25 protein-coding genes and 2 tRNA genes are annotated in these 24,683 nt (G+C 34.8%); 18 read left to right on the plus strand and 9 right to left on the minus strand.

All coding sequences use genetic code 11. The features are described 5' to 3' along the window. Positions 1-9: 9 nt before the first annotated feature. Entirely contained in the window at positions 10-1,326 is a 1,317-nt protein-coding gene (locus UH1x_RS13500; protein WP_482622256.1) for a hypothetical protein, read from the minus strand. A 96-nt stretch (positions 1,327-1,422) separates the two neighbouring features. Here UH1x_RS13500 and proS point away from each other — a divergent pair, with 96 nt between their 5' ends. The 4 genes from proS (at position 1,423) to rpsT (ending at position 3,460) form a co-directional block, all read left to right on the plus strand. Further along, complete coding sequence (proS, locus tag UH1x_RS13505; protein ID WP_482622257.1) at positions 1,423-2,898, plus strand: proline--tRNA ligase; 1,476 nt, start codon at positions 1,423-1,425, stop codon at positions 2,896-2,898. Between the two features lie 78 nt (positions 2,899-2,976). Beyond that, positions 2,977-3,048: transfer RNA gene (locus UH1x_RS13510), tRNA-Glu, on the plus strand. Positions 3,049-3,089: 41 nt separating this feature from the next. After that, a tRNA-Glu gene (locus UH1x_RS13515) sits at positions 3,090-3,161 on the plus strand. 47 nt (positions 3,162-3,208) lie between these two features. Further along, on the plus strand, positions 3,209-3,460 hold the full coding sequence (gene rpsT / locus UH1x_RS13520; protein WP_036152561.1) for a 30S ribosomal protein S20: 252 nt from the start codon (positions 3,209-3,211) through the stop codon (positions 3,458-3,460). A 788-nt stretch (positions 3,461-4,248) separates the two neighbouring features. On the opposite strand, the gene UH1x_RS13525 is transcribed toward rpsT, so the two are convergent. Together UH1x_RS13525 and rho are read right to left on the minus strand one after the other, a co-directional pair. Then, positions 4,249-4,956, minus strand: a complete 708-nt coding sequence (locus UH1x_RS13525) for a hypothetical protein (protein WP_482622259.1) — start codon at positions 4,954-4,956, stop codon at positions 4,249-4,251. 193 nt (positions 4,957-5,149) lie between these two features. Next, positions 5,150-6,790 carry a transcription termination factor Rho gene (gene rho, locus UH1x_RS13530; RefSeq protein ID WP_482622261.1) on the minus strand — a complete coding sequence of 547 codons (1,641 nt, stop codon included), beginning with the start codon at positions 6,788-6,790 and terminating at the stop codon, positions 5,150-5,152. Positions 6,791-6,986: 196 nt separating this feature from the next. Here rho and UH1x_RS13535 point away from each other — a divergent pair, with 196 nt between their 5' ends. From UH1x_RS13535 to UH1x_RS13545, 3 genes are all read left to right on the plus strand, one after another. Continuing rightward, the gene (locus UH1x_RS13535) at positions 6,987-7,397 is read left to right on the plus strand and encodes a DUF4293 domain-containing protein (protein ID WP_482622263.1); all 411 of its coding nucleotides are present in this window, start codon (positions 6,987-6,989) and stop codon (positions 7,395-7,397) included. 261 nt (positions 7,398-7,658) lie between these two features. Beyond that, positions 7,659-8,156, plus strand: coding sequence for a DM13 domain-containing protein (locus tag UH1x_RS13540; protein ID WP_482622264.1), 498 nt, complete (start codon positions 7,659-7,661; stop codon positions 8,154-8,156). Positions 8,157-8,268: 112 nt separating this feature from the next. Further along, on the plus strand, positions 8,269-9,129 hold the full coding sequence (locus UH1x_RS13545) for a hypothetical protein (protein ID WP_482622266.1): 861 nt from the start codon (positions 8,269-8,271) through the stop codon (positions 9,127-9,129). A 43-nt stretch (positions 9,130-9,172) separates the two neighbouring features. Here the strand turns inward: UH1x_RS13545 and UH1x_RS13550 are convergent, their stop codons facing one another. Then, a complete protein-coding gene (locus tag UH1x_RS13550; RefSeq protein WP_396631975.1) occupies positions 9,173-9,667 on the minus strand; it encodes a metallophosphoesterase family protein in 495 nt (164 codons plus the stop codon). A 156-nt stretch (positions 9,668-9,823) separates the two neighbouring features. Between UH1x_RS13550 and truA the strand changes: the two genes are divergently transcribed. Both truA and UH1x_RS13560 read left to right on the plus strand, forming a co-directional pair. Then, positions 9,824-10,573 carry a tRNA pseudouridine(38-40) synthase TruA gene (gene truA / locus UH1x_RS13555; protein WP_482622268.1) on the plus strand — a complete coding sequence of 250 codons (750 nt, stop codon included), beginning with the start codon at positions 9,824-9,826 and terminating at the stop codon, positions 10,571-10,573. Continuing rightward, complete coding sequence (locus UH1x_RS13560) at positions 10,566-12,332, plus strand: ABC transporter ATP-binding protein (RefSeq protein ID WP_482622269.1); 1,767 nt, start codon at positions 10,566-10,568, stop codon at positions 12,330-12,332. Before truA ends, UH1x_RS13560 begins: the two co-directional genes overlap by 8 nt. Here UH1x_RS13560 and UH1x_RS13565 read toward each other — a convergent pair whose 3' ends face one another. Genes UH1x_RS13565 through folP form a run of 3 tightly spaced genes read right to left on the minus strand, consistent with a single transcriptional unit; the run spans position 12,333 to position 14,794 of the window. Further along, the gene (locus UH1x_RS13565) at positions 12,333-13,130 is read right to left on the minus strand and encodes a DUF3667 domain-containing protein (protein ID WP_482622271.1); all 798 of its coding nucleotides are present in this window, start codon (positions 13,128-13,130) and stop codon (positions 12,333-12,335) included. It abuts the gene before it with no gap. Then, positions 13,130-13,915, minus strand: coding sequence for a diadenylate cyclase (locus UH1x_RS13570; protein WP_396631971.1), 786 nt, complete (start codon positions 13,913-13,915; stop codon positions 13,130-13,132). The genes UH1x_RS13565 and UH1x_RS13570 overlap by 1 nt, the downstream gene beginning before the upstream one ends. Before the next feature lie 54 nt (positions 13,916-13,969). Further along, positions 13,970-14,794 carry a dihydropteroate synthase gene (folP, locus tag UH1x_RS13575; protein ID WP_482622274.1) on the minus strand — a complete coding sequence of 275 codons (825 nt, stop codon included), beginning with the start codon at positions 14,792-14,794 and terminating at the stop codon, positions 13,970-13,972. 103 nt (positions 14,795-14,897) lie between these two features. Here folP and UH1x_RS13580 point away from each other — a divergent pair, with 103 nt between their 5' ends. From UH1x_RS13580 to UH1x_RS13600, 5 genes are read left to right on the plus strand one after another with little or no spacing between them, the layout of a single operon-like run. Next, the gene (locus tag UH1x_RS13580) at positions 14,898-15,446 is read left to right on the plus strand and encodes a DUF1599 domain-containing protein (RefSeq protein ID WP_482622276.1); all 549 of its coding nucleotides are present in this window, start codon (positions 14,898-14,900) and stop codon (positions 15,444-15,446) included. 8 nt (positions 15,447-15,454) lie between these two features. Then, positions 15,455-16,552, plus strand: coding sequence for a BT_3928 family protein (locus UH1x_RS13585; protein WP_482622277.1), 1,098 nt, complete (start codon positions 15,455-15,457; stop codon positions 16,550-16,552). Positions 16,553-16,592: 40 nt separating this feature from the next. After that, the gene (tpiA, locus tag UH1x_RS13590; protein WP_405410165.1) at positions 16,593-17,342 is read left to right on the plus strand and encodes a triose-phosphate isomerase; all 750 of its coding nucleotides are present in this window, start codon (positions 16,593-16,595) and stop codon (positions 17,340-17,342) included. A 14-nt stretch (positions 17,343-17,356) separates the two neighbouring features. Further along, positions 17,357-18,193, plus strand: coding sequence for a 50S ribosomal protein L11 methyltransferase (gene prmA, locus UH1x_RS13595; RefSeq protein ID WP_482622278.1), 837 nt, complete (start codon positions 17,357-17,359; stop codon positions 18,191-18,193). A 20-nt stretch (positions 18,194-18,213) separates the two neighbouring features. After that, positions 18,214-18,489, plus strand: a complete 276-nt coding sequence (locus UH1x_RS13600; RefSeq protein WP_036157852.1) for an ATP-dependent Clp protease adaptor ClpS — start codon at positions 18,214-18,216, stop codon at positions 18,487-18,489. A 126-nt stretch (positions 18,490-18,615) separates the two neighbouring features. On the opposite strand, the gene UH1x_RS13605 is transcribed toward UH1x_RS13600, so the two are convergent. Next, the gene (locus UH1x_RS13605; RefSeq protein ID WP_036157855.1) at positions 18,616-18,837 is read right to left on the minus strand and encodes a hypothetical protein; all 222 of its coding nucleotides are present in this window, start codon (positions 18,835-18,837) and stop codon (positions 18,616-18,618) included. A gap of 529 nt (positions 18,838-19,366) precedes the next feature. Between UH1x_RS13605 and uxaC the strand changes: the two genes are divergently transcribed. The 4 genes from uxaC to UH1x_RS13625 are packed head-to-tail and all read left to right on the plus strand — an operon-like array spanning position 19,367 to position 23,565. Beyond that, entirely contained in the window at positions 19,367-20,785 is a 1,419-nt protein-coding gene (uxaC, locus tag UH1x_RS13610) for a glucuronate isomerase (RefSeq protein WP_482622280.1), read from the plus strand. Between the two features lie 42 nt (positions 20,786-20,827). Beyond that, entirely contained in the window at positions 20,828-21,805 is a 978-nt protein-coding gene (locus tag UH1x_RS13615; protein WP_482622282.1) for a TRAP transporter substrate-binding protein, read from the plus strand. Between the two features lie 6 nt (positions 21,806-21,811). Beyond that, a complete protein-coding gene (locus UH1x_RS13620; RefSeq protein ID WP_482622283.1) occupies positions 21,812-22,270 on the plus strand; it encodes a TRAP transporter small permease in 459 nt (152 codons plus the stop codon). Then, positions 22,270-23,565 (plus strand): TRAP transporter large permease, encoded by a 1,296-nt coding sequence (locus UH1x_RS13625; protein ID WP_036152612.1) that lies wholly within the window; start codon positions 22,270-22,272, stop codon positions 23,563-23,565. Before UH1x_RS13620 ends, UH1x_RS13625 begins: the two co-directional genes overlap by 1 nt. A 75-nt stretch (positions 23,566-23,640) precedes the next feature. Here the strand turns inward: UH1x_RS13625 and UH1x_RS13630 are convergent, their stop codons facing one another. Continuing rightward, on the minus strand, positions 23,641-24,663 hold the full coding sequence (locus UH1x_RS13630; protein WP_482622285.1) for a LacI family DNA-binding transcriptional regulator: 1,023 nt from the start codon (positions 24,661-24,663) through the stop codon (positions 23,641-23,643). Positions 24,664-24,683 lie beyond the last annotated feature (20 nt).

The raw sequence follows: 24,683 nt of genomic DNA on the forward strand, positions 1-24,683 counted from the left end.
GTTTGATTTTTAGTTTCTTCTGCTACTACTGCTTCTAGATGAACCAGAAGACCTAGATGAAGACCCACTGCTAGAACTTCTAGAGCTGCTTCCAGAACTTCTGTAAGAACTACCGCTAGAGCTGCTTCTTCCTGAACTGTAGTTACTACTTCTAGAGCTACTTCCAGAACTACGGTAAGATCTGCTACTTGATCCACTAGAGCTTCTGCCAGAAGAATAACTTCTAGAGCTGCTACCGGAATTTCGGTATGTAGAGGTTCTTGGTACTGCAACCCTGCTACTAGATCTTGCTGTTCTAGAACTAGATGTTCTAGGACTACTACTGTATCTGCTGCTATAATTTCTAGAAGAACTACTGCTATATCTTGGCGTGGCTCTTGTACTTCTACTTGTTCTATAGGCTCTGTTTTGATCTACCCCTACAGTTCTTCTTGCTGTAGAGTTACCTGAATATGTTCTTGAGCTACGTGTATTTGCAGAGCTTCTAGCTGTAGTAGATCTACCGGTCGTAGTTCTGTATCTAGATGAATTACCTCTAGTACTCACATTTGAACGACCTCTTGCCGCTGTTGCGGAAAGTCCGCTATTATTAGATGTTTGTCTGGTGTAATTTCCTCTTCTAGAATTGTTTACTGCGTAACGTCTATTGGAGTATCTATTGTTGCGACTATAGTATCTGTTGCCATAACCGTAACCATATGCATATCCAAAATTATTACCGTAAAAAGGTCTGTTCCATCCAAATCCCCAGTTGTTCCAACCAAATCCGAATCCGCCATAACCCCAGTTGTTCCATCTATTCCATCTGTTCCAACCCCAAGGCTGACCCCATCCGGCACCGTAGAATCCTGCATAGCCAATATTGTTCCAGCCCCATCCATATAGATTGCCGTAACCCCAATTGTTCCAACCGTTATTATGAATATAGATGCTTACATCAGCATTATTGCTACCCCAACTACCATAGCCTTCATAGTCGTTTGCATTAGCGTAATAATCTGTTAATTGGTCATCTTGTATTTCCGCATCTAGATTGTTGCTGGAATAAGAATCCACATCCGTGAATATTTCATCACCTAATATTTCACCGTATTCATCGGCTTTTTCACCAAAATAGTTGGTGTAGGTGTCAGATTCAGGATTACTTTGAGTGTAATTTCTTTGTTCTGGTCTTTTTTCTACAGTGGTTGAGGTATCATCAGAATAAATACCATCATTACCATAGTAAGATGATTGTTGATAAGAACCGCAAGATGCTACAAAAGCAGCTAGGGTCACCAACATTGTAATGTTGCGAAGTTTGTTGTGGGGTAGTGAATATATCATCGGATCAAAATTATATTGTTGAACATATTAAAAATAACTAGTTTTACCCAATTATTACATAGCAATAATCACAAATTTTGTGCCAAAGTCCAGATAATGAGTAAAAAGTTGACGAAGAGAAGCGAAGATTATTCCAAGTGGTATAACGAATTGGTAGTTAAGGCAGATTTAGCCGAAAACTCTGGTGTAAGAGGTTGTATGGTTATAAAACCATATGGTTATGGTATTTGGGAAAAAATGCAAGCTGGTTTAGATAAGATGTTTAAAGAAACTGGTCATGAAAATGCCTATTTTCCTTTGTTTATACCAAAATCCTATTTGAGTAAAGAGGCAAGCCATGTGGAAGGTTTTGCCAAAGAGTGCGCTGTGGTTACACATTACAGATTAAAAAATGCGGAAGATGGAAGCGGAATTATAGTTGATCCAGATGCTAAATTAGAGGAGGAGCTTATTGTAAGACCTACTTCTGAAACCATCATTTGGGATACTTATAAGAAATGGATTCAATCTTATAGGGATTTGCCGCTACTTATTAATCAATGGGCAAATGTTGTTCGTTGGGAAATGCGTACAAGATTATTCTTGAGAACGGCAGAGTTTTTATGGCAAGAAGGTCATACGGCACATGCTACCGAAAAGGAAGCAATTGAAGAGGCGGAACAAATGATGAACGTTTATGCCGATTTTGCAGAAAACCATATGGCAGTACCTGTCATAAAAGGTACTAAAACTGAAAGCGAGCGTTTTGCAGGTGCTATTGAAACCTATTGTATTGAAGCATTAATGCAAGATGGTAAGGCATTGCAAGCTGGTACTTCTCACTTTTTAGGACAGAATTTTGCAAAAGCTTTTGATGTAAAATTTGCAACAAAAGAGGGTAGTAAAGAATATGTTTGGGCAACTTCTTGGGGAGTGTCAACTAGATTGATGGGAGCGTTGATTATGACGCATAGTGATGATAATGGGTTGGTTATTCCTCCAAAATTAGCGCCAATACAAGTTGTGATCGTGCCTATATATAAAGGATTAGATCAGTTGGATAAAATTTCTGAAACGGTTAATCCTTTAGTTAAAGAATTAAGAGCAAAAGGTATTTCTGTAAAATTCGATAATAGAGATACCCATAAGCCAGGTTTTAAATTTAATGAGTACGAATTGCGCGGTGTACCGGTAAGGTTGGCTATTGGTCCTAGAGACCTTGAAAATGGCACATATGAACTGGCAAGAAGAGATACTTTGCAAAAAGAGACTGTTGCGGCGACAGATGTAGTGGCTAAAATTGAATTTTTAATGGAAGATATTCAGAAGAATATGTACCAAAAAGCACTGGATTATAGAACTAATCATATCACTGAGGTAGATTCTTATGATGAATTTAAAAAAGTTTTAAAAGAAAAAGGCGGATTTATTTCTGCACATTGGGACGGTAGTAAAGAAACCGAAGAACAAGTTAAAAACGAGACAAAGGCAACTATACGTTGCATTCCCATAGATGCAAAGGAGGAAGAAGGCACTTGTATGGTGACAGGTAAACCGTCTAATAAAAGGGTGTTATTTGCTAAAGCGTATTAATTTTTTTAAAAAATAATAAAGAGGTGTTGCGATAGTAAAAAATATTTGTATTTTTGCATCCGCAATTGCGCAAAGTATGGTCCGTTCGTCTAGGGGTTAGGACGCCAGGTTTTCATCCTGGTAACAGGGGTTCGATTCCCCTACGGACTACTAATTAAACCGTTGGATGTATTTCCAAGTATTGACATAATGGTCCGTTCGTCTAGGGGTTAGGACGCCAGGTTTTCATCCTGGTAACAGGGGTTCGATTCCCCTACGGACTACAAAATTAAATGGATGTAAATCCAAAAATATTATAACAAAGAATAAAATGGCAAATCACAAGTCGGCATTAAAGAGAATTAGAAGAAACGAAGCAGTTCGTTTACGTAACAGATATCAGCATAAAACTACACGTAATGCTATTAAGAGATTACGTGCAGAAGAATCTAAGAAAGATGCAGAGGCTCTTTTTCCAAGTGTTGTTAGTATGATCGATCGTTTAGCTAAACGTAATATTATACATGATAACAAAGCTGCCAACTTAAAAAGTAAATTGGCAAAGCACGTAGCTGCATTGTAAATTTCCGCTATTATAATATTTTAAGGCCTTCCAATTATGGAAGGCTTTTTTTATTGTGAGAATGTTTATTCCGTTTGTTTTATCGGTAGCCGTAATCGTCTCATGGATATAAAACCGATAATAAAACAGATATATAAGACTGATATACAGGCGTAATGATATTTTGTTATGTTATACATGCTGTATAAATCATAATTGAATGATAAGATATACATGGAGATAGGATAGTACGTGTAAAAAAACAATAGGCCTATACTAATCCAAAATAGAAGATTTCTTCTAGGAACGAATTTTTGCTCTTCTGTAAATATCTTATATAGATAAGTTAAACAAGCAAATATTAATACAATGGCTCCAACTATAATAGCATAGTTTTGGGGTTGGGTATAAAAATCTTGATAAAATAAATTTACTAGACAAGAAATCAAGAAAACAATACTTCCGTATTTAATTATAATCTTATTTATAGGTTTATCGGATAATTGATAAAAAACATAGAAAAAGTATAGGTAAAATACGATGTCAAAAATGTTGAAAATTATAGTATTGTAGTTATAGTATTCTGGTATATAAACCAATTGTATATCATCTATATCTCTTACGATCGCACCTAATATTTCAGACATTAGAACATAGCCTAGAATAATTGGCAAATACTTTAATACAGTGTCATAGTACAGTCTATACTTGATAACGGATAAAACCAGCGCTATAAAATAGAGTAAGATGAAATAATTATCTAAAATATACTGCAGCATAGCTTAATAGTCTATTTTTTTGTTGAGCTCTTATTGATTTTTTGGTGGGGGCACACCGGTGCCTCTATTCAGTGTTAGACTTTCTTTTCCTTGTAATACAGCTGGTGCAACATTAACGTTGTTTAAATTTGGTGCAAATGATGCATATGCTTTGGTGTTTCTTTCTTCAATATTTCCATATCCATCCATGTCTTCAAAACTATTGTTCATAGGTACTGCTTGCTTGCCTTCAGCACCTTGTGAAATGTAAAAGAGAACATCGCGTTTACCATCTTTAAAGGTGGGTGATAACATTAGGCTGTTCTGTCTGGGGTGTTTAATGGGAGTCTCTGAATTAGGAAAAACTTCTTCATCTGGATAATTGGAGTAGTACAGTCTTAATGTAGAGATTTCTACATTTGCATCTGCAGCCTCTTGTTCTATATAAGCTAAGTATTGCTTAATTGTTTTGTAGTCGTAGTAAACAAATCTACCTACATCGAATTCTTTTTTGATGCCCTTTTCCGTATTTATTGAATCTTCGTACTGTTGAATTAAAGGTACTCTTCTTTTTTCGTATGATTCGTACATACTTTTAGCCTCTGATATGTCTATAATTTCATTTGGAGGTTTTACCGTTTTTTTGTCTTCTTGAATAGGGTTCTTTGGTTTTTCATTAGTTTGTTCATTACAACCTAAAGCGGCTAAAATGGTAAATACGCATAAAAATTTACAGATGAGGTTAAATGGTCTTTTCATTTTCTAAAACTTATTTTGATTAATAAAGAAAATTGCTAAAAGACTGGGGAGAGTTCTTTTGTTGAACAATAAAGATATTAAAAATATAATAGAGGCATTGCAAAACACTGTATATCAATACGAAAAGAGTGTAATAGAAAAAATCCCGATTTCTAGAAGAAATCGGGATTTTTTTATAATAGTTAAAAAAGTTTTATTGATTCATTGTCATCAAAAACTCTTCGTTATTCTTAGTTTGTTTAAAACGTTGCTCAATAAACTCCATAGCTTCTACCGGGTTCATATCTGCAAGGTACTTACGCATAATCCACATGCGTTGTAAGGTGTTTTCGTCTAATAACATGTCATCTCTACGTGTACTGGAAGAAGTAAGGTCAATTGCAGGGAAAATTCTTCTGTTAGCAATCTTACGATCTAACTGAAGCTCCATGTTACCTGTACCTTTAAATTCTTCAAAGATAACTTCATCCATTTTAGATCCTGTCTCTGTTAAAGCTGTAGCAATAATAGATAATGATCCGCCACCTTCTATATTACGGGCAGCACCAAAGAATCTTTTTGGCTTGTGTAGAGCATTCGCATCAACACCACCGCTTAATACTTTACCAGATGCTGGTTGAACCGTATTGTATGCTCTTGCTAAACGTGTTATAGAATCTAGAAGAATTACCACATCATGACCACATTCAACTAAACGCTTCGCTTTTTCTAAAACGATGTTTGCTACACGTACATGTTCTGTTGGTTCTTTGTCGAAGGTAGAAGCTACAACTTCACCACGTACATTACGCTGCATATCGGTTACCTCTTCAGGTCGTTCATCAATTAGTAATATAATTTGATATACTTCAGGATGATTTGCCGCTATACCGTTCGCAATATCTTTCAAAAGCATGGTTTTACCAGACTTTGGTTGCGATACGATCATACCTCTTTGTCCTTTACCAATAGGCGAGAACAAATCAATTATACGAGTAGATATGGTGCTTTGGCGTTCTGCCAGATTAAATTTTTCTTGAGGGAATAACGGGGTTAAATGTTCAAATGATACGCGATCACGAACAATCTGAGGGTCTATACCGTTAATTTTATTCACCTTAATAAGAGGAAAATATTTTTCACCTTCTTTTGGTGGTCTTACGTTACCTAATACGGTATCTCCAGTCTTTAAACCGAAAAGACGAATTTGCGATTGAGAAACATAAATATCATCTGGTGATGATAGATAGTTATAATCAGAAGAACGTAAGAATCCGTAGCCGTCTTGCATGATGTCCAATACGCCTTCACTAGCAATAATGGAGTCAAACTCATACTCTGGTTCCTTGTACCTATTTTTTAAATCCTTGTCAAAATTACTTTTGTCGTGATTAGATCTAGGATTAGGTTTTTTATTATGATTGTTATTCTGATTAGAATTCTTTTTATTGGGCTGGTTAGCAGCCTTTGGCCTTGGTCTTGGCCTTTTTTGTTCTACAGGTTCTTTAGAAACACTTTCCGTAGTATTCTCTTTCTTTACCGGAGCAACTTTTTCAGGAGTAGTTTTTTCCTGAGCTGGTTTTGCTGGTGCTTTAACCTCTTTATTCGTGTTTTGAGCAACACGTGGTCTAGGTCTAGGCTTAGGTTTTGGTTTTGTTTCGGCAGGTTTGCTAGCCTCTTCTGTTGCAGCAGGAACTATAGCTGCGGCAACTTTCGGATTCGCTGCTTGTACGTCCAAAATCTGATAAACTAGATCTAGTTTTTTTAAGGTCTTGAATTTAGGAACCTTTAGTCCTTTAGCAATTTCCTGAAGCTCAGGTAGCTTTTTTGATTTTAAATCTGAAATCTCAAACATTAAGTAGTAGAATAAATTATAAGTAGTTTGTATTGTAAGAAGTGACTATTTTATTTGGATAATCTTAAGGAGATAATTTCCTTAGTGGTAGGTGTTATGACGTGATAACGTAGCAATATTACAAATTATTTTGAATAAAAGGGGTATATTTTTTGAAAAGACATGTATTTTTGCATCGTAAACTGGTAATTGATTTATGATTCAAAGAATACAAAGCCTTTATTTGATAGTTGTAGCAATACTTACGGGTGTTCTACCGTTCTTCTTTAACCTATGGATAGATATCGATGGTGTTGAGGTATTTGCAAATAATGAAATGCTTATTTCTATTTCCTTTTACGCAAGTACTGTTCTAGCTGTATGGGCTATAGTACAATTTAAAAATAGAAAATCTCAGTTTGTCATTAACAGGCTGAACATGATATTAAATGTTTTTTTATTAGGATTTTTCGTTTACCGATCACTAAACTTATCCGGAGAGACCTTGGTCTCTGAGAAGGGTATTGGGATGCTGATTCCAGTATTTTCTATCATTTTTTTGGTTCTTGCAAATAGAGCTATAAAGAAGGATGAAGATCTTGTAAAATCTGTTGATCGCTTGCGTTAAGCCTATAATCTTAGTAGTATTAGTGCGTTAAAACCCGGGGTAGTTTCCGGGTTTTTTTATGCCCTGATTTTTCTTGGCAACTAATGTATCTTCTTTAAATATCACAAAACTATTGCAGCTTTTCTTCCTAATGTGATAAACTGTTTACTTTTTCTTGAATTCTTCGTGATACCCCATTTCTATGTTTGTCCCAAGAAACAGCAAGGCTAACGATAGTCGTTAGTTACCTGTTTTAAACTAAACATTTTAAAAATTAAAATTATGAAGAACAGAAAATTTACTCTTGTATTGTTAGCTAGTGTTATGACAACTTTTTTTATCAGTTGTTCAGATGATGATGGTGAAGTAGTAACAGTTACTGAAACGGTAGTTGAAACTGAAACAGTAGAAGTAGATTCGTCATTGCCGGTAGGTGATTTAATGGTGACCTTAAGTGGTAATTTAGTTGCTGAAAGTGGTACGCCTACACAAGGGTTGGTTGAAGTAGGTGTTGATACTGACGATGCAAACTTTGTTCGTTTTGCAGATGACTTTACTACTGAGTTGGGTACGGGTACTGTAGGTATCTTTTTATCTACCTCTGAAGTATTTACCGCTGATCCTGCAAACGGAAATCCAGATTTAATGTTAATTGGTAACGTGGCTGACAATGGTGAAATGTTCATTAAGTTAGATGCTGCCCCAGATGCTAAATATACGCACATTATACTATGGTGTGCTACTGCTAACATACCATTTGGTAATGTTGCTTTAAACTAATATAATGTATTACCGCCTTTGGGAATAGAGACACATGATTCTGTTTTTCTATGTCTCCCAAAGGCTTTTTTATAGGGGTTACTCTATCCCTGTAACTTAATATCACGGAATTATGAAAAATATAAAAAACATCATGGTCATTTGCTGTTGCTTATTTACTTTTTATGCTCAGGCACAAAGTGGATGGACGAGAGAGGCAAAAGGATTTTATGTTCAGGCATCTGCGGCTCATTTCTCTTCTAATAATTACTATACCACAGAAGGTACATTGGCAGATCAAGGAAGTACTTTTAATACTAGTGCGTTATTAATTTATGGTGAATATGGAATATCTGATAGATTTACAGCAATTCTTGATCTACCATTGGTGCGCTTAAACAGTTTTAGCACTACGGAAACTGTAGGCGGAGTAGGCAATATTCAATTGGGTGTAAAATATAAACTTTTAAAAAGCTTCCCATTATCGTTACAAGTGGCTTTAGATATACCTACTAATGATGGTAGTAATTTTGCGCAATCTAAAAATGCTAATGCGTTTGGTCAATTTGATGAAATAAATTTACCTGTTTCTGATGGTGAGTTTAATGTTTGGACCACACTTGCGGCATCTCATGGTTTTGATAACGGCAAAACATATGCTTCCGCTTTCTCGAGTATAAATTTTAGAACAGAAGGTTTTAGCAATCAGTTACAAGCAGGTGTAGAATTGGGGCATTTGTTTTTTGATAAGCTGTATCTCATAGGGAAACTAAAAATTCAAGAACGTTTATCTTCTGAAAATAATGTACAAAGTGGTTCTTTCTTATTTGGTGAGGGTACTACTTTTACAAATTACGGTATTACGTCAATGTATAAGGTGACCGATCATTTTAATGTGGTAGCTCAATATTCTGATTACGCCGGCTTTTTAGTTGAGCGTAAAAATATTTATGATGGCGGCACATTTTCTTTAGGTATTTCGTTTGAGTATTAATTAGCTAGATACAGGGTTTGGTTAAATAACAAAATCCTGTATATTATCTTTTACCCAATTCTATAACCTCTAGGTCTTTAATGTTGTCACCTTCTATTACAAAACGTAACATGGTGCGTACTTGGTGAAAACCATGTTTTCCACATGCTCCAGGATTCATATGTAAAACGCCTAATTTTTTGTCCATCATAACTTTTAAAATATGCGAGTGTCCACAAATAAATAATTTTGGCGGATTTTCCTTAATAATATCTCTTGTTCTAATATTGTATTTAGGTGGGTATCCACCAATATGGGTGATTAAAACATCTACTCCTTCACAGAAAAATCTGTTGTTCTCCGGGAATTCTTTTTGAATGATATGGTCATCAATATTACCATGTACACCTTTTAATGGCTTTAATTTTGCAATGGCATCAGTAACTTCTAAAGAGCCAATATCGCCAGCATGCCATACTTCATCTGCCCATTTAACATGCTTTAAAATAGCATCGTCTATATGTGAATGAGTGTCGGAAAGTAAGAGTATTTTGGTCATATTTATTTTTAATTATGGGGATATAAAGATTTAATTTTACAGGTAATTAATTACTTAGAATTGATATTTTAAAGTTTAGAATTACAGCTTAATCTAATCAATGTTAAAACGTATCCTTTTTAATACCTTTGTGCGATACAAAACTAGCACATCCTTTTGAGATTCTTCATTCAATTTTCATACTTCGGCAAAGCATATCATGGTTGGCAGAATCAGCCCAATGCCATAACCGTACAAGAAGTACTAGAGAATGGTATGTCTAAGCTTTTAAATTCTAAGGTTTCGCTCATGGGTGCCGGTCGTACGGATACGGGTGTTCATGCAAAAGAAATGTATGCTCACTTTGATGTTGATACCTTAGAAAATATTCAAGAATATGTTTTTAGATTAAATTCTTTCTTACCTAATGATATTGCTGTTGATCGCATATTTGAGGTTAAAGAAGATGCACATGCCCGTTTTCATGCCACGGCTAGAACCTATGAATATCATATTGATAAAAAGAAGAATCCGTTTGCTACTGATCTGGCTCATTTTGTAAAGAAAGATTTAGATATTGAACAGATGAATACCGCAGCAGCATTGTTGTTAGGTAAAAAAGATTTTGAATGTTTTTCAAAATCCAATACAGATGTTTTTACTAATATATGTGATTTACGGGAAGCGCATTGGAAGTTGGTAGACGACAAACTTGTTTTTACAATTACTGCAGATAGATTTCTTAGAAACATGGTGAGAGCCATTGTGGGAACCTTAATTAATGTGGGATTAGGTAAATACCCGGCAGACTATGTTAATACCATATTAAAAAGCAAGGATAGAACAAAAGCAGGCGTTTCTGTTCCTGCAAAAGGACTATATTTGACCTCTATTGTTTACCCCAATACTATTTTAAAGAATGGATAAGGATTCTGGCAAAGCATTTGACACTCGTCTTTTTAAACGCTTACTCGCCTTCACAAAACCGTACAAAATCACTTTTTATGGCGTCGCTTTGGCTGCTATATCATTATCCGGTTTTGCCATTCTTACACCTTTGATCGTAAAACAAATCATAGATAAGGCTATTAAGGGCAGTAATGATGAGATGCTTCTTTATTTAACTATTGCCATGTTGGTAGTGTTACTTGGCCAAGTAATATGTCAACTGGCTTTTAACTACTACGCCAATTGGTTGGGAGAATCCGTTATACGAGATGTACGCATCAACTTGTTCAAAAAGATGCTTTCCTTTAAAATGACCTATTTTGATAATTCGTCTTTAGGGGTTTTGGTGACCAGAGCTGTTGCCGATATGCAACGAATTGGTGAAATCTTTAGTCAAGGTTTTTTTGTTATTGTAGCAGACTTATTGAAAATGGTGGTAGCTGCAATGGTAATGCTTTTTATCAACTGGAAGCTTTCCCTTATCGTTTTTGCATTATTACCTATAATCGTCTATGCTACAAGGTGGTTTCAAAAAGCCATGAAAGTTGCTTTTACAGAGGTTAGAGCAGAGGTTTCTAATCTAAATTCTTTTGTTCAGGAACGTATAACGGGTATGAAAATAGTTCAACTATTTACCCGGGAAAAAATTGAGAGCGACAAGTTTAGGGAAATAAATGAAAAGCATAAAAAGGCTTGGTTGAAAACGGTATGGTATAACTCTATTTTCTTTCCTATCGCAGAAATTGTTTCTTCTATTACGGTGGGGTTAATTGTATGGTATGGAGGTTTGCAAAATGTTGCCAATATTTCGACGGATATAGCAGGTACCATTTTCGCATTTATCATGTTAATAGATTTGCTTTTTAGACCGCTTCGTCAAATTGCAGATAAATTCAATACCCTACAAATGGGTATGGTTGCAGCTAATAGAGTGTTTAAGATTTTAGATACCGATAGCCATATACAAGATGTAGGTTCTTATGAAAAGGAAACCGTTAATGGTGATATTAGTTTTGATAATGTACATTTTGGATATTTAGAGGACGAAGAGGTTTTACACGGAATTTCTTTTGATGTAAAAGCAGGGGAGACCGTTGCTATTGTTGGTGCAACAGGTGCAGGAAAAAGTACCATCATTAATTTGTTGAATAGATTTTATGAAATTAATTCCGGCGCTATCTCCGTGGATGATGTGGATATAAAAGATTATGATTTAGCTTCTTTACGTTCACATATTGCCGTAGTGTTGCAAGATGTATTCTTATTTGCCGATACCATCGCCAATAATATTTCTCTTAAAGACCCTAATATCACTGTTGAAGATATTGAGAATGCAGCAAAAGCTATTGGTGTAGATGAGTTTATTTCTAGTCTACCTGGTGGTTATCATTACAATGTAAAAGAAAGAGGTACTATGCTTTCAAGCGGTCAACGACAATTGATTGCTTTTCTTAGAGCATACGTTAGTAACCCTAGTATTTTAATTTTAGACGAGGCGACATCTTCTGTCGATACTTATTCTGAACAGTTAATACAATTAGCTACCGATAAAATTACCCAAGGCAGAACTTCTATTGTAATTGCCCATCGTTTGGCTACGATTAAAAAAGCAGATAAGATTATTGTAATGGATGCCGGTAACATCGTAGAAACCGGTACACATAAACAGTTGCTTAAAAAAGGTGGTTACTATAGTAATCTTTACGAAGCTCAGTTCTTAGCTGAGGAGGTGGCTTAATTATGATGCTATTTTCTGAAAAGTGTCGGTGAAAAGGGCTAAATAGACCATCCCAATTATAAATAGCACAAAACAAATCGCAGCGAATAAAACAAGAAAGAGTAAAAGTTTTAATATGGTCTGCTTAATGGTCAAATTAAAAAGTTTGTAAAATACCCATGTGAAGAAGCCAATTTGAAATACCACATTGACCATGGAAACGTAGTAAAGCAATTTGGAATTCCATAAAACCAACATATAAACGGTGTTGATAATTATGGATAAATGAGAGTAAGCATAGATGTTTATAACAAAATGTTCACTAAGGTTAAATTGTTTTTTATTGATAAATACAAGTCTAGAAATCAATGCTAAAAATGGAAGCATAGCTATGTAAAAGAGACTTTGGTATTTAAATAGGTAGGTATTCCACTTTTTCTGAAAATCTTGTCCAAATTTTTCAGCTTCGGTTAAAGACGAAGAATTTTCATACCTAAAATCAAAATCTAATGCATTAGGGAAGAATTCCGTGTACACATAAACGAATAATCCTCCAAAAGTAATTGCTATTGTAAAATAGCTAATAGGGTTTAAATATTTCCTTCTGACACCATTAATGTAGCCACCAATAACTTCATCTGGTTTTGTGAAAAGGTGTTTGAAAGTTATGAGAAAGGTATTGTCAATATTGAAAAATCGTTCAGTGGCATCATTGATCAGATTCTTCACTGTAAGTCTGTTCCGTATTACCTTAGCACCGCAATCAGGACAATAATTATTATCATTATCTAAGTTGCTTTGGCAGTTCTTACAATTCATTAAACCAAATCTTGTTTAAGCATATTCCCTAATTGTGTAATGGAGTCATACAGCACAAATTCTCCATTCTTAATGTAAGAGATAAGTCCGGTTTCCTCACTAACCACAATGCTTATTGCATCGGTTTTTTCACTGATACCCACAGCTGCTCTATGTCGTAAGCCAAAACGAAGCGGAATATTACGCTCATTGGATACAGGTAAAATTACCCTGGTAGCAACTATGTAATTCCCAACGATAACAGCAGCTCCATCATGTAATGTGCTGTTTTTATAAAAGATACTTTCTAAAATTGGTTGATTGATCTCAATATTCATACGGTCTCCCGTACTCTTAATGAAATCTAGGGAGTTGTTTCTTTCAATAACCAAAATAGCTCCCGTTTTACTGCTCGCCATCTTTTCGCAGGCTTTTAGTATAGCATCTACATCGGTATCGGTAGATAAACCTTCTTGTTTTAAAAATTTAAAATGCTTTACAAAATTTCTTTTATTGGCAAAATTGGTAGAGCCTATCATTAAAAGAAATTTCCTGATCTCTTGCTGAAAAACTATGATGAGTGCAATAAGTCCGACTTGCATAAATGCACCGACCATGCTGCTGATCATTTGCATATCTAATAATTCGGTCAATTTCCAAAAAGCCCAAACTATAACAATCCCAATAAATATATTGATGGCAACAGACCCTCTAACTAGTTTGTAGATGTAGTAAAGAAGTACGGCGACAAAGATGATGTCAAGAACATCCGTAATCTTAAAGTCAAGAAAATTTAAAAAATCCAATCAGTACCGTTTTAGTAAAATTAAGAAATTAGTTGACAAGAAATTCATATAAACTTAGGCATTTAATTGTTCATGAAGTTTTACACATTCCATAGCCTCTTTAACATCATGCGCGCGTAGTATTTTAGCTCCTTTTTGTAGGCAAATCATATGTAGAGCCGTTGATCCGTTTAATGCCTGGTCAGCATTGGTGCCCAATGTTTTGTAAATCATCGATTTTCTACTTATGCCTGCTAATATTGGGTGTTCAATGATATTCATGACTTCCATTTGATTTAAAAGCTTATAGTTTTGTGCTAAGTTCTTTGCAAAACCAAAACCTGGATCTATAATAATATCCTTTATTCCTAATGCTTTTGCTGCAAATAATCTTTTTGAAAAGAAGTACAGGATTTCTTTTAAAATATCTTCGTAATCTGTTTGTTTTTGCATGTTTTGTGGTGTGCCACGCATATGCATCATTATGTAAGGTGCATTCAATTTTGCAACTGTGGATAACATATTCTCATCCTGTAACCCCGCAGAAATATCATTGACAATGGCAGCACCTTTTTCTATGCATGCTTTAGCAACGCTACTTCTAAAAGTGTCAATGGAAAGAATAGTATCAGGGAATTTTTCTAGAATTAAACTGACAATGGGTGTAATTCGCTGTAATTCGGTTGCTTCATCTACCTCTAAAGCTCCGGGTCTAGAACTATAGGCGCCAATATCAATAAAGGTGGCACCTTCATTAAGCATTTTTTCAACCTGATGTAGAATACTAGATTCGTCTTTGTATTTTCCGCCATCAAAAAAAGAATCTGGAGTAACGTTTAAAATGCCCATTACCTTAGGCTGGTCTAGTGATATAAGTTTACCGTTGCAATTTATGGTCATTATTAATTATTATCAGGAAATTGTGGCATTTTCCAAGTTTAAACCATCTATCTTGATGGTTACAATTTTTTAAGCGAAATTTACACAAATTAGATAGAATTACATGCTAGATACGGCAAAGGAATACGATGAGGTCATTCAGGTTTGTTTAAATCTGTACCAAAAAAAAATGTCAGATTATGGTAGTGCTTGGCGCATTTTACGATTACCATCATTAACTGATCAAATTTTTATAAAAGCACAGCGCATACGTAGTCTTCAAGAAAATGACGTACGTAAGGTTGATGAAGGTGAACGATCAGAGTTTATTGGTATCATAAATTATTCTGTAATGGCTTTAATTCAGCTTGAATTAGGTGTTGCCGATCAACCTGATTTAACTACTGAAGAAGCTGTTGAGCTATATGCTAAGCATATTAAAATTACCAAAGAATTGATGCTGAACAAGAACCACGATTATGGTGAAGCTTGGCGAGATATGAGAGTTAGTTCACTTACAGATTTAATTTTACAGAAACTACTTCGTGTAAAACAAATAGAAGATAATAAAGGTAAAACCTTGGTAAGTGAAGGTATAGATGCCAATTATCAAGACATGATCAATTATGCGGTTTTTGCATTAATACATCTGGGTTCAGAATCAGAAAAATAATAATAAGAATGAAGTATTTAGTAGGGGTCGTTAGAATTTTTGTTGGTATACTTTTTATTATAAGCGGATTTATTAAATTGAATGACCCTGTAGGTTTTTCTTTTAAGTTAGAGGAATACTTTAGCCAAGGTGTTTTGGACCTTCCTTTTTTAACTCCGTTCGCATTAGCTATTTCTATACTTGTGGTCATCGTAGAAGTTATGGTAGGTGTAATGCTGATACTTGGGTATAAGCGTAAAATTACCGTATGGACATTGATTGCAATGATCGTGTTCTTTACCTTTTTGACTTTTTATTCCGCGTATTTCAATAAAGTGACCGATTGCGGCTGCTTTGGTGATGCCATAAAACTGACTCCTTGGGAGTCTTTTACAAAAGATGTAGTACTGTTAGTTTTAATATTGATTATTTATGTCGGAAGAAAATACATTACTCCGTTAGTAAATTCAAAAGTGTTGATGACCATATTAACGGTGTCGTTTTTTGCTTGTGTAGGTTATGTATACTATGTATTAAATCATTTGCCAGTAATAGATTTTAGACCTTATGAAATAGGAAAAAATATTGAAGAGGGTATGAGTACGCCAGATGATGCGCCTAAAGCTATTTTTGAATACAGATGGAAGTTCAATGTAAATGGTAAAGAAGAAATTCACATTAGTAATGGAGATTACCCAACAGTAGATGGGGAATTTATTGATGTTGAAACAGAAGAGATACAAGCGGGGTATGAACCACCTGTTCATGATTTTACCATAGAGCAAGAAGGTGAAGATTTTGCAGCTTCATTATTGCAAGAGCCTAAATTGGTTATGGTCATAGCCTACGATTTAAGAAAATCGAACTTAGAAGAGTTCAAGAATATAAAAACAGTAGCCGATAAGGCTATAAAAGCTGGCTATAAAGTAATAGGTATGTCAGCCTCTGGTCCTGACCAAACAAATGCTTTGATTAAAGAGTATAGTTTGGATTTTGATTTTTACTTTACAGATGAAACAACATTGAAAACCATTGTTCGATCTAATCCGGGAGTATTGGTTTTAGAAAAAGGTACCATAAAACAAAAAGTACATTATAACGATCTAGGAGATTTAGTCTTCAATTAAGATATTAAATTGAAATAATATAATTAGAAACAAAAACAACATGAGAGCAAAGATAGTAGCAGGTAACTGGAAGATGAATAAGAATTTGGCTGAGACTGAAACACTTTTAGCAGAGTTATCGGCAAAATTGCCAGATACCAATGCAGAAGTTATGGTAGCACCAACATATGTGAATTTAACAAGTGCAGTTCATGCTTTAGAAAGTTCTAAAATAGAAGTTATAGCCCAGAATATGCATTATGCTGAAAGCGGAGCATTTACAGGAGAAATTTCTGCAGATATGTTATTGAATATTGGTATTGATACTGCTATTATTGGACACTCTGAAAGAAGAGCTTATTTTGGAGAAGACGATGAAATTCTTTCAAAGAAAGTGGTGACTGCCTTGAATAAAGGTATGCGTGTTATGTTTTGCTTTGGAGAGGAATTGGAAGATCGTAAATCTGGAAATCACTTTAATTTAGTTGAGAGTCAGTTAAAGAACGTTCTTTTTGATTTAGAACCATCTGCTTGGTCTAAAATTGTTTTGGCTTACGAGCCGGTATGGGCAATTGGAACAGGTGAAACTGCTTCTCCTGAACAAGCTCAGGAAATGCATGCATTTATTCGTAAAACTATTTCGGAGGCTTTTGATGCTACAATAGCAAACAACGTAACTATTCTATACGGTGGTAGTGTAAAACCAGGTAATGCTGAGGAAATTTTCTCTAAACCAGATGTTGATGGTGGTTTAATTGGTGGTGCATCTTTAGTTGCAGACGATTTTATTGCTATCATAAAAGCTATTTAAGCTAGTATATATAAATGAGCGATACAGTATACATTGAATACCGTTTTACGGTAGAACCAAAAGATCCAGCTTCAGACCTTCTTATTGCGGAATTGGGTGAAGTTGGTTTTGAAAGTTTTGTTGAAGAGGATGATGATGTTCTGGCATACATTCAAAAAACTGATTGGTCTGAGGGTATGTTAAAAGATTTGCCAATTTTGCATAATCATAGATATAAGTTTACTTATGACTATAAAGAAATTGAGCAGGAAAATTGGAACGCCACTTGGGAGCAAAATTTTCAGCCCATCATTGTTGATGATATTTGTATGATAAGGGCTCCTTTTCATGAGGCTATTAGCGTAGAGTATGACATTGTTATAGAACCAAAAATGAGTTTTGGTACGGGTCATCACGAAACAACCCATATGATGCTGCAGCATATTCTGCAGTTAGATGTAAAAGGAAAAACTGTTTTGGATATGGGTAGCGGTACTGGTGTTTTGGCTATTCTTGCCGGTATGCGTGGTGCTACTACAATAGATGCCATTGATATTGATAATTGGTGTTATCTGAATGCAAAAGAGAATGTTGAGCGTAACGGCATGGGCTTTATTTCTGTATATGAAGGCGATGTTGCCTTACTTGAAGGTAAGAAGTACGACTTGATTATTGCAAACATCAATAGAAACATCTTGTTGGCAGATTTACCTAACTATGCAAAATCTTTAAATACAGGGGGTGTTTTATTATTAAGTGGTTTTTATAAAGAGGATTTAGAAATGATTTCGCAAAAATGTACTGATTTGGCGTTAAAATTCGAAAAAAATCTTGAACGTAATAATTGGGTTGCCGCAAAATATGTAAATTAGAAGGTATTAATTGGAATATGATGAGCACAAGAGAAGAAATTTCCGAAGAGTTACTTTTAGAAGAAGAAACGGTTCAACAGAATGAAATCGTACTTTTTAATGATGAGGTCAATACATTTGATCATGTTATAAATACATTAATGTCTGTATGTGAACATTCGCCTGAGCAGGCTGAGCAATGCTCATTAATTGTACATTATAAAGGCAAGTGTACTGTTAAGACTGGCGAGTATGAAGAGCTGAAACCAAAATGTTCTAAATTACTGCAAGCTGGCCTCAGTGCAGAAATTGTGTAAAGTGTAGGTGTATAGATTTTACAAATAGTATTGAAATAAAAAAATCCCTTGAATTTGTTCAAGGGATTTTTTTATTTCAATTAAACTCTTAAAAGAAATTATAACAAGTCTGTATTGTAATAAAAATTATACTAAAGGTACTCCGTTCAATCGTTTTTCAATCTTCTTCTTTTTGACTGTAACTTCTTTCATTACATCCATTAAGTTAGAATCTTTCGTTTCCTTGTATATTTCATTAATACTTAAAATAAGTGCTTTTGCCTCTCTCGACGCTTCTACTCGGTCACTAGTAGACATATTACTCATTTTTCGACCTATAAATTCTTGAGCTTTTTCAAGTAACTCCATTTGCTTCTTTTTTTTCAAAGTTAACATAATATTCAAATTACGCAATTCTTTGTCAATTGTATATAGTTATGAGGGTATTAGATAATAGTATTTATGAACAATTTAACGATAATAGGGTGTTTTGAACTCTTTTTTTAGTTGTTGACAGAGAATTTAGGGGATTTTATTTTTCAAAATCAGAAAATAAACTTTTTCAATAAAAGAATTGTGTATAATTTAAGATTATAAAAAATATCATTAAGAATTAGATAAATATTCTTCTGAAAATTATTTTTTATCACATTTTTAATTGAAATACTTGCTAAATCTGTAATTTGGAATATATTTGTGTAATCGATTGCATAAATATTCAATGTATTTTGTAATGAGTGGTTATTAGCTGAATATAGCTTTAGAATATTTAAATATATATAGCGTCAGTTAATTTCAATTAATCAATTATATCCTACATTTTTCATAAGGATCGATACGTAAATAATCTTGGTATTAAAGAATAGCTAAGAGTTTTAAACCTTACAAATTAAAATTAATGAGTAGTTCCATTATAAAAAATAACACATTTATCACAGAAGATTTTCTTTTAGAGAATGAATTCTCACAGAGATTATTTCATGAATATGCATCACAAATGCCTATTATAGATTACCACTGTCATCTACCACCAGATGAGATTGCGAATAATAGACATTTTGAGAATTTGACAAAAGTTTGGAATGACGGCGACCATTATAAATGGCGTGCCATGAGGACTTTTGGTATTGATGAGAAATACATTACCGGAAACGCTCCAGATAAAGAGAAGTTTCTTGAATGGGGTAAAGCTGTGCCGTATACATTAAGAAATCCGTTATATCATTGGACACATCTAGAACTACAGCGTTATTTTGATATTGACTTGTTGTTGAATGAAGATACCGCAAATGATATTTATGATGAAGCTACGGCAAAACTTCAAACATCAGAGTATAGCTGTCAGGGTCTAATTAACAAAATGAACGTAGAGGTTATTTGCACTACAGAAGATCCTATTGATAGCCTAGATAACCATGTCAAATTAAAGAAGAGTGATTTTAATGTAAAAGTGAGTACTGCTTTTAGACCAGACAAGGCTATTGTCATTTCTAACGATACATATTTAGAATATTTAGAGAAGCTATCCGAAGTTAGTAAAGTAAACATTAACTCATACAAATCATTGTGCGACGCCCTTTTACTCCGTTTAGATTACTTTGAAGAAAATGGATGTACGCTGTCTGATCATGGTTTAAGCTATGTGCCTTTCAGGATGTTTACAGATGCCGAGATTGAAAACATTTTTCAAAAAAGGGTAGAAAATAAACAATTGTCTTTGGAAGAAGACGAAAAATTTCAAACCGCTATATTATTATTCCTGTGTGAGCAATATCATTCTCGCGGATGGATACAGCAATTTCACCTTGGCGCATTACGTAATAATAATGCAAGAATGAACCGTATTCTTGGTCCGGATACTGGCTGGGATTCTATTGGGGATTATTCGCAAGCAAGAACCCTTTCAAGCTTTTTAAATGCTTTGGATTCTAAAGACAAGCTTACCAAAACTATATTATACAATCTAAATCCGGCAGATAATGAAGTCTTAGCCACTATGATTGGTAACTATAATGATGGTAAAATAAAAGGTAAAATGCAATTTGGCTCTGGTTGGTGGTTTATGGATCAGAAAGATGGGATGACCAGACAATTGAATGCATTGTCCAATATGAGTTTAATTAGCTGTTTTATAGGAATGTTGACAGATTCTAGGTCCTTTCTTTCATTCCCTAGGCATGAGTATTTTAGAAGAATAGTTTGTAACCTATTTGGACAAGAAATGCAAAAGGGAGAATTACCCCAAGATTTTGAATTGGTGGGTAAAATAATACAGGATATTAGTTATAACAATGCAAAGGAGTATTTCAAATTTTAATACAAAAGTATCGGTCTATTCTTATCCGTTTAAAACATTTCTATGAAAAGTATAAAAATACTACTGCTCTTTATTCTGATGATACCATTTTTTGGCTGTGAAATTCAAACTGATGTAAAAACATTGCGTTTGGGTCATGGGCTAGATGTTAGCCATTCTGTGCATAAGGCAATGGTTAAAATGAGTGAAGATTTGTTTGAAAGATCTGGTGGTAAATTAAAACTTGAAATTTACCCAAGTCAGCAATTGGGTACAGAAAGAGAATGCCTAGAGTTATTACAAATAGGTAGTTTGGATATGACCAAGGTTTCTGTAGGTGTTTTAGAAAATTTTGCTCCCAAAATGAAGGTGCTGGGACTGCCATTTCTTTTTAGAGATCGTCAACATTCGTTTAATGTTCTTGACGGTCCGGTAGGTGAAATGTTGCTGAATGATGGTGAGAAATACTGGTTAAAAGGTTTAGGGTATTATGATGCAGGTAGTCGAAGTTTTTACACTATGAACAAACCAATTGAAAAACCTGAAGATTTAGTAGGTGAAAAAATACGCGTAATGGAAAGTGCTACGGCCGTAAATATGGTTAAGGCATTAGGTGGTTCCCCAACGCCTATTTCATGGGGCGAGTTATATACATCTTTACAACAAGGAGTGGTAGATGGTGCCGAGAATAATCCACCCAGTTTTTACCTTTCTAGACATTATGAAGTTTGTAAGTACTACTCCTTAGATGAACATACCGTTCTGCCAGATGTTTTATTGATAGGTACATATGCTTATGATAAATTGAATGAACAAGAGAAAAAATGGTTGAATGAATCAGTAAAAGAATCTGTAAAATATCAACGTATTCTTTGGGCTGAGGCCGAGGCGGAAGCTTTGCGCGAAGTTCAAAAAGCAGGTGTTGAAATTACGAGACCAGATAAATCTCTTTTTGCAGAAAAAGTAGCAGGTATTTTTGAAAGCTATAAAGATGATAAAGAAATATACCCGCTTATCAAACAAATTCAAGAAACCAAATAGTTTACTATGCGAAATAAAATAGATTCCGTTTTAGGCAAGGCACTAGTACTTATTATGGCCGTCATGGTCATTAATGTACTTTGGCAAGTTTTTACACGATACGTAACTGGCAACCCTAGTTCATTTACAGATGAGCTAGCACGTTTTTTAATGATTTGGATCGGAGTACTGGGAGCTGCATATGTTTCTGGTAAAAATTTACATGTAGCCATAGATATTCTACCGCTTAGGCAAAGTGAAAAGACACAGAAAAACTTAAAGATAATAGTCACCATATTAATTATACTATTTGTTTTGTTCGCCTTTGTAATAGGTGGGTCCAGATTAGTATATATCTCTTATGTTTTAGGGCAACAATCACCGGCTCTGCAATTACCTCTTGCAGTGGTCTACCTTATAATTCCAATCAGCGGTTTGTTGATTATGTATTACAAAATATCTGACCTCAAAAATATCAATTCATGATGGAGCATTTACCGATTATCGTTTTAGTACTAAGTTTTATATGCTTATTGTCTATTGGTACACCTGTAGCTTGGAGTATAGCAATTTCATCTTTACTGACCATGTTGGTTAGTATACCTGCAATGCCTGCGTTTACAACGGTATCTCAAAGAATGGCTACAGGTCTGGATAGTTTTGCCTTGTTGGCAATTCCATTTTTTGTACTATCGGGCGAGCTCATGAATAAGGGAGGTATAGCCCATAGACTCATTGCATTTGCAAAGACATTGGTAGGTTCCTTTCCTGGCGGCTTGGCATTAATAAACGTCATAGCGGCTATGTTAATGGGTGCAATTGCAGGATCAGCAATGGCATCTGCTTCTGCTATGGGTAGTATTTTAGGTCCTGAGATGGAAAAAGAAGGCTATTCTAAAGAATTTGGGGCAGCGGTCAATATAACTTCCGCAACAACCGGTTTAATTATTCCGCCAAGTAATGTATTAATAGTTTATTCTTTAGCCAGTGGTGGTGCATCTATTGCAGCACTGTTTCTAGCGGGATATATCCCCGGAATAATGACGGGATTATTTCTGATGATCGTAGCAGCTTTCTGGGCAAAAAAGAAGAAATACAAAGTAGGAAAACGAAGTAGTTTAAAAGAAGTAGGGAAAACATTTATAGATGCCTTACCTAGTCTTTTTATGTTGGTTGTGGTTATTGGAGGTATTGTTACAGGAATCTTTACGGCTACAGAAGCATCTGCCATTGCGGTATTGTATAGTCTAATTCTTGGCTTTATTTACAAGGAGATCACCCTGCCAAAATTGCCTCAAATTTTATTGGATTCTTCTGCAACAACGGCAATTGTAATGCTATTGATCGGGTCGTCTATGTGTATGTCTTGGGCATTATCTTATGAAAATATCCCCCAAGATATCAGCTCCGGACTTTTAAGCCTAAGTGATAATAAGATTGTTATTCTTTTGATCATTAACTTATTGTTGTTGTTTGTGGGTATTTTTATGGATATGACCCCTGCTGTATTAATCTTTACTCCCATATTCTTGCCAGTGGTCACCAAATTAGGTTTGGACCCTGTCCACTTCGGGATTATAATGGTATTGAATCTCTGTATTGGGTTATGTACACCACCGGTTGGGTCTGTTTTATTTGTTGGGGTAGGTGTGGCCAAAACCACCATTGAAAAGGTATTTAAACCCTTGTTGCCCTTGTTTATAGCAATGATTATTGCTCTTTTCTTGGTTACTTATATTCCGCAATTAAGCTTATGGCTACCTAGCTTGTTTGATTTGTAAAATATTGCTAAGCTATTAATAAGCATAATTAAAGTACACGGAGGATAAATAAAATCCGAAATTGTAATTTATCAGCTATTTGGTTTTATTGGATGATTTTCTAACAACCAATTTAGCAGGGAGTACTACCTTTTTTTGTGTGTTTATAGATTGCTTATTTTCAATCTGCTCCAAAAATACTTTAGCGGTCATTTTTCCCATTTCCACTGGTGATTGGTCAACGGAGCTGATAGATGGTTCTAAAAACTGAGTAAATGGTTCATTACTAAATCCTACAACACTTACATCTTCTGGTATTCTTATAGATTTGCTCTGTAAATATTTAACCGCACCCAGCAATCCATTATCCGTAGAAGAGAAAATAGCATCTGGTGGTACGGGTAGTTCCATTAGTTTTTTGGCAGCTTCTTTACCTGCCTGCATATCATTTTTTAGCGTTATTACATAATCGCTGTTATACGCAATACCGTGTTTTGAAAGTGCATCCTTGTAACCATTAAATCGGTTATTATATAGTTCTATGTTTTGATCTACGTTAAAATGGGCAATTCTTTGGCAGCCTTGGTTTATAAGATGCTCAGTAGCATTAAATCCACCTTGGTAATCATCAATGGTTACTGTGCTTATGCCATCAAAATTTAAAACACGATCAAAAAATATAAAAGGCGAATTTTTTTTGAAAACCTGATTTAATTGATCTTTGTTCTTATTTGTAAATGAGGTGGAAACTAGAATACCGTCTACCTGTGCATTAATTAAATTTTGAATAATTTTCTTTTCCCGATCACTTTCTTCATGTGTTTGACAGATGATGACATGAAACCCTTTAGGGTAGAGCTCTTCTTCAATGCCTCTAATTACCGATGCAAAAAAGTTTTTATTAATAAATGGTACAACAACACCTACATTATTGCTCCTACCACTTTTGAGAGCAACGGCAAGTCTATTTTGTTTGTAATTTAATTTTTCAGCTGTGGCAAGAACCAAATCGCGAGTTTTTTCGCTTATTTTAGGATTGTTGTTTAAAGCCCTAGAGACAGTAGCTGCGGTTATTTTCAGCTCTTTTGCAATATCGTAAATGGTGGCTTTCTTGCTCATAAAAAAGTGTAGAACGAATT

The organism is Maribacter sp. UH1, assembly GCF_056839145.1.